The organism is Stenotrophomonas sp. (genome assembly GCF_050737075.1).
GTDB lineage: Bacteria > Pseudomonadota > Gammaproteobacteria > Xanthomonadales > Xanthomonadaceae > Stenotrophomonas.
Genome location: NZ_JBOHXV010000044.1, coordinates 23,535 through 39,290 on the forward strand (window position 1 = coordinate 23,535; position 15,756 = coordinate 39,290).

At 69.5% G+C, this 15,756-nt stretch carries 13 protein-coding genes; 3 read left to right on the plus strand and 10 right to left on the minus strand.

The genetic code is table 11. The features are described from left to right. Positions 1–76 precede the first annotated feature (76 nt). The 4 genes from ACREPD_RS12095 to pilG are packed head-to-tail and all read right to left on the minus strand — an operon-like array spanning position 77 to position 3,469. A complete protein-coding gene (locus ACREPD_RS12095) occupies positions 77–2,113 on the minus strand; it encodes a methyl-accepting chemotaxis protein (RefSeq protein ID WP_431599569.1) in 2,037 nt (678 codons plus the stop codon). A gap of 43 nt (positions 2,114–2,156) precedes the next feature. Next, entirely contained in the window at positions 2,157–2,687 is a 531-nt protein-coding gene (locus ACREPD_RS12100) for a chemotaxis protein CheW (RefSeq protein ID WP_421567627.1), read from the minus strand. Beyond that, a complete protein-coding gene (locus ACREPD_RS12105; protein ID WP_431599570.1) occupies positions 2,687–3,049 on the minus strand; it encodes a response regulator in 363 nt (120 codons plus the stop codon). The genes ACREPD_RS12100 and ACREPD_RS12105 overlap by 1 nt, the downstream gene beginning before the upstream one ends. Positions 3,050–3,067: 18 nt before the next feature. Next, positions 3,068–3,469, minus strand: coding sequence for a twitching motility response regulator PilG (gene pilG, locus ACREPD_RS12110; protein ID WP_431599571.1), 402 nt, complete (start codon positions 3,467–3,469; stop codon positions 3,068–3,070). A 247-nt stretch (positions 3,470–3,716) separates the two neighbouring features. On the opposite strand from pilG, the gene gshB reads away from it, so the two are divergent. Together gshB and ACREPD_RS12120 are read left to right on the plus strand one after the other, a co-directional pair. Continuing rightward, positions 3,717–4,667, plus strand: a complete 951-nt coding sequence (gene gshB, locus ACREPD_RS12115) for a glutathione synthase (RefSeq protein ID WP_431599572.1) — start codon at positions 3,717–3,719, stop codon at positions 4,665–4,667. 5 nt (positions 4,668–4,672) lie between these two features. Beyond that, positions 4,673–5,551 (plus strand): TonB family protein, encoded by an 879-nt coding sequence (locus ACREPD_RS12120; protein WP_431599579.1) that lies wholly within the window; start codon positions 4,673–4,675, stop codon positions 5,549–5,551. A 42-nt stretch (positions 5,552–5,593) separates the two neighbouring features. On the opposite strand, the gene tsaB is transcribed toward ACREPD_RS12120, so the two are convergent. The 4 genes from tsaB to mrcB are packed head-to-tail and all read right to left on the minus strand — an operon-like array spanning position 5,594 to position 11,401. After that, complete coding sequence (gene tsaB, locus ACREPD_RS12125) at positions 5,594–6,301, minus strand: tRNA (adenosine(37)-N6)-threonylcarbamoyltransferase complex dimerization subunit type 1 TsaB (protein WP_431599573.1); 708 nt, start codon at positions 6,299–6,301, stop codon at positions 5,594–5,596. Between the two features lie 5 nt (positions 6,302–6,306). Next, positions 6,307–8,355 (minus strand): ATP-dependent DNA helicase, encoded by a 2,049-nt coding sequence (locus ACREPD_RS12130; protein WP_431599574.1) that lies wholly within the window; start codon positions 8,353–8,355, stop codon positions 6,307–6,309. 57 nt (positions 8,356–8,412) lie between these two features. Further along, positions 8,413–8,943 (minus strand): hypothetical protein, encoded by a 531-nt coding sequence (locus ACREPD_RS12135; protein WP_431599575.1) that lies wholly within the window; start codon positions 8,941–8,943, stop codon positions 8,413–8,415. Positions 8,944–8,965: 22 nt separating this feature from the next. Then, positions 8,966–11,401: a penicillin-binding protein 1B gene (mrcB, locus tag ACREPD_RS12140; protein ID WP_431599580.1), complete on the minus strand. Its 2,436-nt coding sequence runs from the start codon at positions 11,399–11,401 to the stop codon at positions 8,966–8,968. A gap of 95 nt (positions 11,402–11,496) precedes the next feature. On the opposite strand from mrcB, the gene ACREPD_RS12145 reads away from it, so the two are divergent. Further along, entirely contained in the window at positions 11,497–13,596 is a 2,100-nt protein-coding gene (locus ACREPD_RS12145) for a glycosyltransferase (RefSeq protein ID WP_431599576.1), read from the plus strand. A gap of 20 nt (positions 13,597–13,616) precedes the next feature. Here the strand turns inward: ACREPD_RS12145 and ACREPD_RS12150 are convergent, their stop codons facing one another. Further along, positions 13,617–14,459 carry an SDR family oxidoreductase gene (locus tag ACREPD_RS12150; RefSeq protein ID WP_431599577.1) on the minus strand — a complete coding sequence of 281 codons (843 nt, stop codon included), beginning with the start codon at positions 14,457–14,459 and terminating at the stop codon, positions 13,617–13,619. Between the two features lie 64 nt (positions 14,460–14,523). Continuing rightward, the coding region (locus ACREPD_RS12155) for a hypothetical protein (RefSeq protein ID WP_431599578.1) at positions 14,524–15,756 on the minus strand (1,233 nt) is incomplete at its 5' end.

Genomic DNA, 15,756 nt, shown 5'->3' on the forward strand with positions numbered 1-15,756 from the left:
GGGGCGCGCGTGTCGTGCTGTGATTTCTCGCGATGCATCATCTGCTGATTCCTTCCCTCTCCGCCCTGCCCGCGGCTCACGCCGGCAGCTTGAAGTCGGCAACCGAGCGGCGCAGGTCGGCCGCCAGCTGTGCCAAATGACCGATCGACTCGGCGGTCTGTCCCGCGCCCTGCGAGGTCTGGCCGGTAATCTGACGGATCACGCCCATGGTGCGGGTGATGTCCGACGCGGCCGACGACTGCTGCTGGGCGGCGATCGAGATGTTCTTGATGAGGTTGTTGAGTGCGTTGGACACGCGCTCGATTTCGGTCAGTGCCGTACCCGCATCCTCTGCCAGGCGTGCACCGGACACCACTTCGGCGGTGGTCTGTTCCATGGAGCTGACCGCTTCGTTGGTATCGGCCTGAATGGCCTGGACCAGGTTCTCAATGCGTCGGGTCGCACCGGAGGTGCGTTCTGCCAGGCGCTGCACTTCGTCGGCCACGACCGCGAAACCACGACCGGCTTCACCGGCCGAGGCCGCCTGCACCGCGGCGTTCAACGCCAGGATATTGGTCTGCTCGGAAATGTCGTTGATCAGTTCCACGATCGAGCCGATTTCCTGCGATGACTCACCCAGGCGCTTGATGCGCTTGGAGGTTTCCTGGATCTGGTCGCGGATCTGGTCCATGCCCTGGATGGTTTCGCGCACCACGCCGGCGCCTTCGGCGGCGATGACCACCGAGCGCTGTGCCACGTCGGCCGACTCGGCCGAGTTGCGCGACACCTGCTCGATGCTCGACGCGATTTCGCCGATGCGGTCCGAGGCCGAGGTGATCTGGTTGGCCTGGTGGCCGGCCGCTTCGGCCAGCTGCATCGCGGTAGCCTGGGTTTCCTGGGTGGACAGGGCGACCTTGGCCGAGGTGTCGTTGATGGTGGTCACCAGGTGGCGCAGCTCATCCACGGCGTAGTTGATTGCGTCGGCGATGGCGCCGGTCATGTCCTCGGTCACCGAGGCCTTCACCGTCAGGTCGCCTTCACCCAGCGAGCTGATTTCGTCCAGCAGCCGCATGATGGCCTGCTGGTTGCGGCTGTTGAATTCCACCTGGGTCTGGTAACGCAGTTCCTGCTCGCGCGAGCGGCTGCGCACGGTGCTGCTGACGAAGCCGATGATGGCGAACAGCGACAGCGCACCGGAGACCACGCCCAGCCAGAAATTCGGGAACAGGCGCGTATCGCGCACCGAACCGAACGAGGAGAACGCTTCGAACAGCTTCTTGCTGTCGTCCAGCATTTTGGCCGAGCCGGCCGTCAGCGCAGCCGCCGAGGCCTGCGCCGAGAACAGCTGGCGCGAGCTGGCCAGGATCGCGTCGGCGTCCTGCTTCATGGTGTCCCACTGCTTCTGCGACTGCTCCAGCGCGGCCAGCGCGCCGGCATTGCGGACCGGGGCGATGCCCAGTTCGTCGTTGCCGTTGCGCAGCGCGTCCAGCACCTGGGTGAACACCACCGAATCACGGGCCAGCGCGTCGCCGGCGGCGGCGGCGTTGGCGCCACCGGCGCGCATTTCGGTCACGCGGCGGGCCATCGAGCCCACCACCACGACCTGCTGCAGGGCGTTGTAGACCTGTGAAGCCGGTGCACCGCCGGCCGACATGGCGCGGACCACTTCGTTCAGCTGCGCCTGCAGCGCGGGAACGCCGTTGACGAAGTTGTTGGCGTTGCCGGCCAACGCCAGCACGGCCGGTTCACTGGCCACCAGCTGGGCCGCGCTCTTGCCGAGCGGCTCCCAGGTCTGGGTCAACTGGTTGAGCGGGCCGGACACGTTGGCCTCGCTGCCGTAGCGCCCCTGCAGGCTGCTCACGGTGCTTTCGATGCGGGCCTTGGTGTCCTTGAAGGCGGTGAAGGCCTGGGCGTTGCCCGAGACCGCTTCACGACCCTGGTTGGTCAGCTGCTGGGACAGCACCTGGAGATCGGCCGCGCCGGTACTGGCACCGGCCAGGCGGCTGCCCTGCCAGGTGGCCAAGCCGGTGTTCACACCGAACACGATCATCGACAGGGCCAGCAGGCCCAGCCAGAAATTGGTTCCTACCGTGCCCAGCTTGCCGGCCTTGGCGGTTTCCGAAGTAGTACTCATCGTTCAACCTCGATCTTCAATGCAGTGAGGCAGGCAGCAGCGATCACGCCGCGGCCTGCCTGAATTCGGGGGTACGCGACAACAGCGACAGCGAGAACACGCCCCAGTCATGGCCGTCGCCGTGGAAGGCGCGGTCGATGAAGTGGGCATAACGACCGCTGGCCAGGTCACCGGTGCCGGTGTCCTGACCCTGCTCGAAGCTGCGCTGGCCAAACAGTTCGTCGATGGTCAGGGCGACGTCGCCGCCGGCCTGGCGCATGATCAGCACGCGCTGGCCTTCCTGCTGCACGGTGCGCTCGCCTTCCATGAAGTACTTCAGGTCGACCACCGGGAACAGGTTGCCGCGCAGGTTGCCCACGCCCAGCAGCCACGGCTGTGCGCCGGGCACCGGGGTGATCGGCGGCATCGGCACGATTTCCACCACTTCCCGGAAGTCCGAGACCAGGTGGCGCTTGCCGACCCGATACCCGACGCCGCGCCACAGGTCCTGGGCGAACTGCCGCTCGGGCAGCTGCACCGCATGGGCCAGGCTGCGCCGTTCGTAGGCTTCAAGGATGTCGAAAGGAGAGCGCATCAGGACACCAGTTCGTTGATCTGCGCGATCAGCTCGTCCTCGCGCGGTGGCTTGACCATATAGGCGGCCGCACCCTGGCGCAGCCCCCAGGCCTTGTCGGTTTCCATCGCCTTGGTGCTCACGATGATGACCGGAATACCCTTGGTCTTCTCGTCGCGGTTCAGCGCGCGGGTCGCCTGGAAGCCACTCATGCCCGGCAGGACCACGTCCATCAGCACCAGCTGCGGCAGGTGCTCCTGCACGAGCTTGAGCCCGTCCTCGGCGTTGCCGGCCTCGAGCACTTCATGCCCGGCCTTGGTCAACCATTGCGTGAACACCGCCCGGTCGGTCGGTGAATCCTCGATCAGAACGATTCGAGCCATTGTGCCTTTCCCCCCTGGTCAGGCGTTTACGTATGTGCGAATGGCACCCAGCAGTTCTTCACGCGTGAAAGGCTTGGTCAGGTATTGCTCCGAGCCCACGATACGCCCGCGCGCCTTGTCGAACAGGCCGTCCTTGGACGACAGCATGATCACCGGCGTGGACTTGAACAGCTGGTTGCCCTTGATGAGCGCGCAGGTCTGATACCCGTCGAGACGGGGCATCATGATGTCCACGAAGATGATCTGGGGCTGTTGGTCGGCAATCTTGGCCAACGCCTCAAAACCATCGGTCGCAGTCACCACTTCGCAGCCTTCGCGCTTGAGCAGTGTTTCCGCGGTCCTGCGAATGGTCTTCGAATCATCGATGACCATAACTCTGAGCCCTGCGAGTTCCCCACCCGCAGCCGTGTTTTCAGTCATTACCTTTCCCCGAGCGCGCGACGCTTCTGCTTTGGTCCGGCGCCGCTGCGAAAGCGTATCTATATCCCACCACGCGGCCGTCATCAAGGGTGTGCTGCCGAAGCCAAGCCACATGCACCCCCGGGGCGGGCCCGAACCCCGGAATTGCGCAAACCGTGAAGACCGCGAACGCTGCGTTCCGGCCCCCGGGGCAGGCAGCGCGGGCGCATTGCCGCTACCATCAGCGCCTGCCCGCCAGGTTGCGACCATGCCGTTGAATGTCATCGTGGTGATGGATCCCATCGCCCATATCAAGATCGCCAAAGACACCACGTTCGCCATGCTGCTGGAGGCCCAGCGCCGCGGCCATGCGCTGCACTACGTCAGCCCGGGCGGGCTGGCGCTGCGCGATGGCGTGGCCGTCGCCCGTACCGCGCCACTGCAGGTGCGCGACGACAAGCATGACTGGTTCACCCTGGGCGAATTCAGCCAGACCGTGTTCGGTCCCGGGCAGGTCGTGCTGATGCGCAAGGACCCGCCGGTGGATGCCGAATTCATCTACGACACGCAGGTGCTGGGCGTGGCCCAGCAGGCCGGCGCGCTGGTGGTGAACGACCCGCAGGGCCTGCGCGACTACAACGAGAAGCTCGCCGCCCTGCTCTTCCCGCAATGCTGCCCGCCGACCCTGGTCAGCCGCCGCCATGCCGACCTGAAGGCGTTCGTGCTCGAACACGGCCAGGCCGTGCTCAAACCGCTGGACGGCATGGGCGGGCGCTCGATCTTCCGCAGTGGCACCGGCGACCCGAACCTCAACGTGATCCTGGAAACGCTGACCGACGGCGAGCGCAAGCTGGCCCTGGTGCAGAAGTTCATTCCGGACATCACCGCCGGCGACAAGCGCATCCTGCTGGTCGACGGTGAACCGGTGGACTACTGCCTGGCCCGCATTCCGCAGGGCGACGAGTTCCGCGGCAACCTGGCCGCCGGCGGCCGCGGCGAAGGCCGCCCGCTGAGTGAGCGCGACCGCTGGATCGCCGCCCAGGTCGGCCCGGAGATGAAGCGCCGCGGCATGCGCTTCGTCGGCCTGGACGTGATCGGCGACTACCTGACCGAGGTCAACGTCACCAGCCCCACCTGCGTGCGCGAGCTGGACGCCCAGTTCGGCCTGAACATCGCCGGCACCCTGTTCGACGCGATCGAGGCCGGCCTGACCCGATGAATGCGATGGTCGATCCGCTGCTGCCCTTGCAGGCGCGCGAGTCGCAGCGCCTGGGCGCCACCCTGGCGCTGTCGGCGCTGGTCCATGCGCTGCTGATCCTGGGCGTGGGCTTCGCGGTCAGCGACAACGCCGCGCTGGTGCCGACCCTGGATGTGATCTTCAGCCAGACCCAGACCCCGCTCACGCCCAAGCAGGCCGACTTCCTGGCCCAGGCCAACCAGCAGGGCGGCGGCGACCACGACAAGGCGCAGCGCCCGCGCGACAATCAGGCCGGCATCGTGCCGCAGCCGCAGGCCGGGCTGTCGCCGGTGCCGCAGCAGCGCCAGGACGCGGCCAGCCCGCCGCCGCCGCAGGCACGGGTGGTGGCCACCCGCAACAGCCCCGACCAGGTGGCCGACGCCCAGCCGCAGCCGCTGCCGGACCACCCGCAGCCGGACGCGCCAATGACGGCACGCGAGCAGCGCGACGCCGAGATGGCGCGCCTGGCCGCCGAAGTCCATCTGCGCTCGGCGCAGTACGCCAAGCGCCCGAACCGCAAGTTCGTCTCGGCCAGTACCCGTGAATACGCCTACGCCAGCTATCTGCGCGCCTGGGTGGACCGCGCCGAGCGCGTGGGCAATCTCAACTACCCCGACGAGGCGCGCCAGCGCCGGTTGGGCGGCCAGGTGGTGATCACCGTGGGCGTGCGCCGCGACGGCAGCGTGGAGAGCAGCAAGATCCTGCGCAGCAGCGGCACCCCGCTGCTGGACGAAACCGCCTTGCGCGTCATCCGCCTGGCCCAGCCGTTCCCGCCGCTGCCCAAGACCGACGACGGCGTGGACATCCTGCAGGTCACGCGCACCTGGGTGTTCCTGCCAGGCGGCGAATTGCGCGACGACCGGTGATGCAGCATCCCGCGTAGCGACACGCCATGCGTGGCTGGCGCGTTACACGGATTGTTTCGCCGCCCGCGCGGCCTGTTGTTCCACCAACGTCAACGCCACGTTGTTGCGCAGATACGCCGGCTCAACCCGCTCCGGCGCCATGACCTCGCCGCGTTCGAACATCGGCACCGCCAGGGCCAGCACGTCCGATGCGCGCGGCAACGCCTGCGCATCCACGCCGTCCAGGCGATCCGCCAACCGTGTGGCCAGCAGCCCTTCAGCCGCGCCGAACCCGCTACCCACGCCAAACCAGCGGCCGCCATCGGGCAGCTCCACTGCGTCCGGCGCGCACACCACTTCTTCGCCCTGCAGCTGCCACTGCCCCTCCACGCGCAGCTGCCTGGCCACGTACACCTCGCCCATGCGCGCATCGATGCTGCTCAGCACATGGGTGGCCTCGGCCGGTGCACGCAGCGCCAGCACCTGCAGGGTGGACACCGGAATCAGCGGCCGATCCAGCGCCAGCGCGATGCCCTGGGCAATGGCGATCGCCAGCCGCACCCCGGTGAACGCACCCGGACCCCGCCCCAAGGCGATCCCATCGAGCTGCGAGCGCGCCAGCCCGGCCTCGGCCAGCAGCGCCTCGGCCCACGGCAGGCTCAGCTCGGCGTGGCGGCGCGGGGCGATCTCGAAGCGCTCATGCACCTGCCCGCCCACGTACAGGGCAACGGAACAGGCTTCGGTCGCGGTTTCAAAGGCGAGCAGTTTCATGGGCGTCAGAACAGGGAAGTGGGGAAGGCATCATCGGCCGTGGCCGGCGCGGACACGGGCGCCGCCGCAACGGTGACCGGATCGGCGCCGGCCCATTGTGGCGCAAAGAAGGCGCGTACATCGTCCAGCGCGCGGGTGCGCCGGAACGGCGGCAGCGAATCCAGGAAGGTGCGCCCGTAGCCGCGGCTGACCAGGCGCGGGTCGCACAGCACCAGCACGCCGCGGTCGGTCTCGCTGCGGATCAGCCGCCCGACGCCCTGCTTGAGGGCGATCACCGCCTGTGGCAGCTGCTCGTCGCGGAACGGATTGCCGCCGTCGCGCCGGATCGCATCGAGCCGGGCCTCGAACACCGGATCGTCCGGCGCGGCGAAGGGCAGCTTGTCGATCACCACCACGCTCAGCGCATCGCCGACCACGTCCACGCCCTCGCGGAAGCTGGCCGAGCCCAGCAGCACGCCGTTACCGGACTCACGGAAGCGCTGCAGCAGCGTGGCGCGGGGGGCCTCGCCCTGCACGAACAACGGCCACGGCGCGTCGCGCAGCGCCTCGGCCGCTTCGCGCAGCGCGCGATGCGAGGCGAACAGCAGGAACGCGCGGCCGGCGGACGCCTCCAGCACCGGGGTGAGTGCGCGGATCAGCGCCGTACCGAAGCCGCGCGCCGCCGGATCGGGCAGCCCGGCGGGCAGGTAGCACAGCGCCTGCCGGGCCCAGTCGAAGGGGCTGGGCTGCAGCAGCGTGATCGGATCCTCCAGGCCCAGCCGCTGGGCGATATGGTCGAACGTGCCGTCCACGGTGAGCGTGGCCGAGGTGAACACCCACGCCGCCATCGAACGCTCGCGATGTTCGCGCAGCGGGCCGGACACATCCATCGGCGTGCGCTGGCAGCGGAAGCCACGCGGCGTCAGCTCGTACCACAGCACCTCGGCCGGCGCCGGCTGCGCGTCCGGGTCGGCATCGAAGTCCAGCAGCGGGGCGTCGTCGCCGAGCCAGCGCGAGAGCCGCGACACTGCCTCGGCCGCGCGTGCATGGCAGGCGTCCAGCCCCGGCGATGACGCGCGCACGCCCTCCAGCGCATCGCGCATGCCCACCAGCGCGCTCATGGCCGCATCGAAGCCATCGCGCACCTGCGGCACGGCCAGCGCACGCCATTGGGTGCCGCGCGGCGGCAGCCCTTCCATCGCCGTGCGCAGGTCGCGCAGGGTCTGTTCCAGCGTCGCCGCCGACGCCTGCAGCACCGCCTGGGCGCCAGCCACGCTGCGGCTTTCGGCCAGGCAATCGCGCGCCAGTTCCTGCCAGGGGCGCATGCCGAAGCCTTCGCCGAAGAAATTGGCCGCCAGTTCCGGCAGCTGGTGCGCCTCGTCGATCACGAACGCCTGCGCGCCGGGCAGGATCTCGCCGAAACCTTCCTGCTTCAGCGCCAGGTCGGCCAGCAGCAGGTGGTGGTTGACCACCACCACGTCCGCCGCCTGTGCGCGCTGCCGCGCCTGCACCACGAAGCAGTCGTCCCAGAACGGGCACTCGTTGCCCAGGCAGTTGTCGATGGTGGAGGTCACCATCGGGTACAGCGGCGAGTCCTCGGGCAGCGCATCCAGCTCGGCCATGTCGCCGAACTTCGTGCGTCCCGACCAGGCCAGGATCCGCTGGAACTGCGCCACCTGTTCGGGCGAGACGAAGCGCGGCTCGCCGCGGGCCTGCTGCAGGCGGTAGCGGCACAGGTAGTTGGCGCGCCCCTTCAACAACGCACTGCTGTGCCCCACCCCGAGCGCGGCGCGTACGCGCGGCAGATCGCGGTGGTAGAGCTGGTCCTGCAGGGCGCGGGTGCCGGTGGAGATGATGGTCTTCAACCCGGACAACAGCGCCGGCACCAGATAGGCGAAGGTCTTGCCGGTACCGGTGCCGGCCTCGGCCAGCAGCACCTCGCGCTGGTCGAACGCCTCGGCGATGGCGGTGGTCAGGCGCAGCTGCGCCGGGCGCGCGACGAAGGCATCGAGTTGGCTGGCGAGCGTGCCGCCCTCGCTGAGGGCTTCACTGCTGGCATGGGCGAGGCGTGACATGCAGTAATGATAATGCGTGCCAGACCGTAGAGCGGGGCTCTGCCCCGCTGCCGCACGTCAATAACGAATGATGCCCGGCACCGTGCAGCCTTCCAGCTGCGCATGCGCCGACACCGCGTTTTCCTTTTCACCGCGAGCCAGCCGCGACTGTTCGATGGTGGCCCAATGGCGGCGGCACAGCGGCCCGGTCTTCGAGCCCAGGTCCACGGCCTTGCGCGCCAGCGTTTCGGCGCGTGCCCAGTCACCCTGCAACAGGGCGATCTCGGCGCGTTCCTGCAGGATCGACGGATCGCCTTCGGAAATCAGCAGCGCCTCGTTCAAGGCCTCGGCGGCACCGGCCAGGTCGTTCGCCTGGCGTCGGGCCTGCGCGGTCAGGCGCAGGTCTTCGATACCGGCGTCGCGTAGCGGCTGCACGGCCAGTTCCTTGTCATCGGCGCCAGCGGCCGCCTCCACTGCCGCCAGGCGCTGCGCCGGGGTGGTGGTGTCGACCGGTGCCTTCACCGGCGGCGTGGTGGACACGCAGGCGCCCAGGGCCAGGCCGAGCGCAAGCACGGCGGTGGTACGGATCACGGTGCGGGGAGCAATCATGCGGGCCAGCCTCTGTTGCGGTTCATCGAGCGGGAGTCGCTGCCGGGGCAGCCTGGGCCGGCTCTGCGGCCGGCTCGGGCTTCTTTTCCAGGCCGAACCAGCTGCGCCAGCCACCGCCTTCGCCGGTCTCGCCACCCTCGCCTTCCGGCAACGCGGTGGGCGCCACGCAGGCAGTGTAGGCCGGCGCGTAACCAACGACGAACGGGAAGCGGCGGGCGCCCGGACAGGATTCGTCGGTGGCGGCGGTGCCGCTGGCCTCCACCGGCTGCCAGTCCAGGCCCTTGCTGCTGACCTTCAACGGCGAGCTCGGCAGACGGGTGAAGATGCCCGACCAGACCCGCATCGCGCCGGTGGCGCCAAACAGGCCGGTCTGCTCGTTCTGGTCGTTGCCCATCCAGATCACCGCCAGGTGGTCGCCGGTGTAGCCGGCATACCAGCTGTCGCGGCCGTCATTGGAGGTACCGGTCTTGCCGGCCGGCTGCAGACGGCCCAGGCCGTCCGCATTGAGCCGCTGCGCGGTACCACTGGAGACCACCTGCTGCAGACCGATGCTGATCAGGTTGGCGGCAATGGAGTCGCCCTCCTGCGCCGGCGCGGGCGTCTTGTCGTAGCGCTTGAGCAGTTTGCCCTGCGGATCGAGCACGCCACGCACGGCGTGCAGCGGCTGAATCTCGCCGCCCGAGGCCAGGAACTGGTACAGCTGGGCCATCGCATACGGGCTCTGGTCGGTCGCGCCCAGAATCACCGACGGGTTGCTCTCTGCCTTCAGTCCGGCCAGCACGTGGATGAGCTGGGTCACCCGCTCCGGGCCCACCTGCATGCCCACGCGCACGGTAGCCTGGTTGTAGGAATTGGCCAGCGCGTCGATCAGGCGCACGGTGCCGTGGCTGCGGTTGTCCGCGTTACCCGGGGTCCAGCGCTTGCCGCGGCTGAGCTGCACCGTCACCGGAGAATCGTCGACGAAACTGGCCAGCGAATACTTGTCCGGCTGGGCCAGCGCCAGCAGGTACACGAACGGCTTGAGCAGCGAGCCCACCTGGCGCTGCGCCTCGATGGCGCGGTTGAAGCCCGGCTCGGACACATCGCGGCTGCCGACCACGGCCAGCACGTCGCCGTTGTGCACGTCGGTCAGCACCAGGCCGGCCTGCAGTTCCGGGCGGCGCTTGTTTTCCAGCGCTTTGAGCGTCTTGGTGACCGACCCTTCGGCATACGCCTGCGCCGACGGCGCCATGCCGGTCATCACGCTCAGGCCGGCGCCCTGCAGCACGGACTCGGGGTAATCATGGCCGAGCTGGCGACGCACCAGATCCACATAGGCGGGGAAGCGGTTGGCGGCGATCAACCCCGGCGTCTTCGGTACCCCGAGCGGCGCCTTCAGCGCACGCTGCAGTTCGGCGTCGTCGATCAGGCCGTTCTCGTGCAGCTTGCCCAGCACGAAGTTGCGCCGGTCCAGCGCGCGCTCCGGATTGCGCCGCGGGTCGTAATACGACGGCCCCTTGACCAGGCCGATCAGCAGCGCCACGTGTTCGGTGTTGAGCGAGGACAGGTCGCGCCCGAACCAGAACTCGGCACCGGACGACATGCCATGGATGGCCTGGCTGCCGCGCTGGCCCAGGTACACCTGGTTGAGGTAGGCCTCCAGGATGGTGCGCTTGTCGTAGCGCGCTTCCATGATCAGCGCGTACAGCACTTCGTTGAACTTGCGGGTGACGGTCTGTTCCTTGCCAATGCCCAGCAGGCCGCTGCGGGCCAGCTGCTGGGTCAGCGTGGAGGCGCCCTGGCGGCTCTGGCCGCCGGACCGCACGGTGACCCACACCGCACGGGCAATGCCGCTCAGGTCGATGCCGTGATGGCGGTTGAAGTCCTTGTCCTCCACCGCCTGCAGGCCGGTGACCAGCAGCTCGGGCGTTTCTTCCAGGCGCACCAGGCGGCGCTCTTCCTGCTTCTGCCCGTACAGGGTGGCGATACGTGCCGGATCCAGCCGCGCGGCCTTGAGTGCCTTGCGGCTGTCGGCATCGCGCAGCGAGGCGATCTGGCCGCCGGACACGCTCAGCTCCACCCGGCGCGGCGCGACCCGGCCGTCCACATCGTTGTAGCCACGGCTGGCGATGATGAAGCGACCGCCGTCCTGGCTGAAGGTGGCCGGCGACTTGCCGGTTCCGTCATCGCGGTAGGCCGATGCGGCCAACTCGGTCTTCAGCGTCTGCACGTCCATGGCCACGCCCGGCGCCAGCGCCAACGGCCGCGCATAGACCCGCGTCGGGATCTGCCAGCGCAGCTCGCCGAAGCGTTGGGTGACCTGGGTATTGAGGTAGACCGTATAGGGGATCAGGAAACCGAGTGCCAGCGCGAACGCGGCCATGCCCCAGGTGATCAGGCGACGACGCCAGAGCGGCCAGCGGCTTTCGGTGTCGTCCTCGAACTCGTCGATGTCGTCGGAATCGTAGCGTGGGGGCACGGGCATGCAAGAATGTAAAAGTCCGGCGAGTCTAGCGCAGCCATGGTGGCCCGCGTGTCTCCCGGTTTTCCTCGCTTAGCTGGAGTTGTAACGGGATGTCGATGTCCTTGGCCGATGCACGCTACTTCCTGAACCGCATGATCGGCCTGCTCCGGCGCAGCCTGGCCAGCCTGCGGACCCGGGGATGGCAGGCCACCTGGCAGCGAATCCGGGTGCATACCCGCACCCTGCCGGCGCCGCGGAGCGCGGCGCTGTACCTGCCCGAGGCGCTGCCCTTCGCGCCGTTCAGCGTGCCGCACAGCGTTGAGCCGCGGGTCAGCATTGTGATCCCCGTGTACAACCATGTGGGCCATACCCTGGCCTGCCTGCGCGCACTCGCCGCCCATCCGCCGCAGGTCGCGTGCGAGATCCTGGTGGTGGACGACGGCAGCATCGACCAGACCGTGCAGTGGATGCCGCAGGTGCAGGGACTGCGCTATGAAGTGCGGGCCAGCAACGGCGGCTTCATCGACGCGTGCAACGACGGCGTGGCCCGTTCGCGCGGCACCTACGTGGTGCTGCTCAACAACGACACCGTGCCGCAGCCTGGCTGGCTGGATGCGCTGCTGGAGACGTTCTCGACGGTGCCCGGCGCCGGCCTGGTGGGGGCGCAGCTGCTCTACCCCGACGGCCGCCTGCAGGAATCGGGCGGCGTGCTGTTCCAAGATGGCAGCGCCTGGAGCTACGGCCGCTTCGAGTCGCCCGAGGACCCGCGTTACAGCGCCCTGCGCGATGTAGATTATTGCTCCGGCGCCGCCGTGATGCTGCCGCGCGCATTGTGGGACCAGCTGGGCGGCTTCGATACGCGCTACCGGCCGGCCTACTACGAGGACACCGACCTGGCCTTCGCCGTGCGCGCCAGCGGCCACCGGGTGCTGGTGCAACCGGCCAGCCGCGTGGTGCACGACGAAGGCACCAGCAACGGCACCGACACCCAGAGCGGGGTCAAGGCCTACCAGGTGCGCAACCGCGGCGTGTTCGCCGCCAAATGGGCGGCGGTGCTGGCCCAGCACCCGGCGGTGGGCAGCGTGCCCTCGCCGGCGCTGCTGCACCGCCACCAGCGCCAGGTACTGATCCTGGACGAAGTGGTGCCGCAACCGGACCGCGACTCCGGCTCGCTGCGCCAGTACAACCTGATCCGGATGCTGATCGAGGCCGGCGCGCACGTGGTGTTCGTGCCGACCCGGCGCGAACACGCCGGCGCGCCCACCGAGGCGCTGCAGCGGCTGGGCGTGGAAGTCTGGTATGCGCCGTTCCTGGAGGGCATCGGGCCCTGGCTGCGCGAACACGGCCCACGCTTTGCCGTGGTGATGATGGTCCGCCACCATGTCGCCAGCGAGTGCCTGCCGCTGCTGCGCAGCTATGCACCCGCCGCGCGGCGCGTCTTCGACACCGTCGACCTGCACTACCTGCGCGAGCGCCGGGGCGCCGAACTGGCCGGCGACGCCGGCCTGCTGCGCAACGCCCAGCGCACCCGCACGCGCGAGCTGGCGGTGATGGCGGCCAGCGACGTCACCGTGCTGGTCAGCGACGCCGAGCGGACGCAACTGCAGGTGGATGCACCCGACGTGCACGTGGAGCTGATCTCCAACCTGCACGAAGTGGCCGGCGGCGGCGCGCCGTGGGACCAGCGCAGGGACCTGGTATTTGTCGGCGGCTTCCGCCACCCGCCGAACGTGGACGCGATGCACTGGTTCATCGGCGAGGTCTTCGCCCGGATCCGCGCGCAGCTGCCCGACATCCGTTTCCACTGCATCGGCGCCGACGTGCCGCAGGCCCTGCACGACCTGGCCGCCGGCCAGCCCGGCGTACTGATCCACGGCTTCGTGCCGGTGGTGACGGGGTACATGGACGAGGTGCGCATTGCCGTGGCACCGCTGCGCTTCGGCGCCGGCGTCAAGGGCAAGGTGAACCTGAGCATGGCGCATGGCCAGCCGGTGGTAGCCACCACCTGCGCGGTGGAAGGCATGCACCTGCGCGATGGCGAGGACGTGCTGGTTGCCGACGATGCCGACGCGTTTGCCGACGGCGTGGTGCGCCTGTATCGCGACGAGGCGCTGTGGCAGCGGCTGTCGGCCGCCGGGTTGCGCAACGTGGCCGATCACTTCTCGCTGGATGCGGCGCGCGAGACGGTGCGGCGCGTTTTTTTGGAATGACCGCCGGGTAGAACCCGGCGCTACGTCGGCATCGGGTGCCAGGTGTCGGGTGTGGGCGCGAACGCGCGGGGCTGCACGCCGAGCAGCGCGGTCAACGCACTGTTGTCGGCGATCAGGTCCTGGGACAGCCGCGACACCGGACCGCGCGCACGCGGCAGCGCGGCCGCCAGCAGGCGCAGCGCGAACGATGGCAGGTACAGCGGCAGGCACGGTGTGCCCACGCTGGCATGCACGCGGCGGAACATCTGCTGGTAGTCCAGCCGCTCGCCTCCACCAATCTGCAGCACCTGGCCGTCGGCCGCGTCGCTGCCCAGCGCCGCCATCACCGCCAGCGCGATGTCATCGGCGTGTACCGGCTGGCGCAGGCCGTGCGCCATGGGAATCGGGAACACGCGGGTACGGCGCGCACGCTGCACGATCGGGGTCAGGCTGCGGTCGACGCCCGCGCCGTACACCAGGGTTGGCCGCAGCACGGTCCACTGCATGCCCAGCCGCGTCGCCTGCGCGGCCAGGTTCTGTTCGCCCCGTTGCAGCAGCGCCACCAACGCCTGCTCATCGGGCTGCGCCGAGCCTTGCTTGGTCAGCACGCTCATCGAGCTGGTGACGATGATCTTCGCCGCCGGCGCAACCTCCTGCCGCGCCAACCAGTCACCCCACGCATCCAGCGGAGCGAAACTGACGATGGCCTGCCACGGCTGCGACGGCGCAGGCAACGCGCGCATGTCCGCTGCCCACCACGCCACGCCGGGTTGCGCAGGCTGCGCATGGCGGCTCAGGGCCAGCACCGGGCGTTGCGCGGCCACCAGCCGCGGCAGCAGGAACCGGCCAATCTGGCTGGTCGCACCGGAAACAAGTACGGTCATTCCCTATCCACGCAACTATCGAGCGCGCACTATAGCCGATGCGCCGCCGGCCCCTGGCGCAGGGTCAGCGCAGCGTGTCCACATCGCGCAGGCGCTGCTGCAGTGCCTGGTACTCCACCGCGTTGGACGCAATACCCAGCGCATTGGCCTGCTGCAGCGCCTGCTGGGCGAACGCGACGTCACCCCGCCCCAGGCGTTCACTGCCGATGGCCAACCAGCGCTGGCCCAGCCGCTGGCGCGCGGCAATGGCCTGCGCGTCGCCGCGCGCCAGCGCCTGCCAGGCATCCAGGCAGGCGCCCGCCGCCTGCACGCGGTTCTCGCGCAGCCGATCCTCGAAACACGTGCGGGTTGCGGGCAGCAGGCGCTGCGCTGCCGCGCGCACGCGCGCATCGCGCGGGGCCAGGGCCTGGGCTTCGCGCAGCGCATCGTAGGCACTGCGCCCGGGCGGTGTGAGGAAGTCGCCACGTGCTTCGGCTTCGGCGAAATCCTCCAGCAGCTTTGCCAGCGACTGCGCACGACGTGCCGGGGTGGCAGTCGGCGTCTTCAATGCGCGCTCGGCCTGTCGCGCCTGCGCCATCGCCTGGCGTGTCGCCACCAGCGCGCGTTCGGACGCGCCAAGTGTCTGCGCGGCCTGCAGCGCCTGCTCGGCGGCGCCGAAACGGAAATCGGCCGCCTCCCGCGTCGCCGCGGCCAACAGCGCCTCGATCACGTGCTGAAGGCCCTGCTGCGCGGCCGGATCGTCCGGGCGCGCGGCCAACACGGCCTGGAAATCCGTCGCGGCATCGGTCCAATGCTGCCGCTTCAACGCGACCTGCCCTTTCCGCTGGCGCTGTTCCAGCGCGGCATTGAGCGCCGCCTCGCTGGCAGGAAGGTCGACGTGCCCGGCATCGAAGCCGCGCGCACGCTGCAGCAGGGCCGCGGACTGGGCCACGTCGCCGCGCGCGGCCGCGTCGCGCGCCTTCTGCAGCAGGTCCGACAACGCATCCTCACGGCCTTCCAGCGCGCGCAGGTGGTTCGGCGCCAACGCCAGCGCCTGCTGGAACAACGGCAGCGCGCTGTCGTCGCTGCCATCGAGCCGTTGCGCTTCCAGTGCCGCCTCGGCGCGCCCCAGCAGCACGCCGAAACCGGCGCCGTTGTGCTGATGCTCGCGCAGTTGGCGCGCCACCGCGTCGGCATCGCGCTGCGGCACCTGCAGTTCGCGCGCCAGCGCCAGGGCGCGCTGCGCGGCCTCCGGCTCCCCCGCCGCCACGGCGTCGCGCGCCTGTTGCAGCGCGGCCTGCGCGGTGCGCGCCAGGCC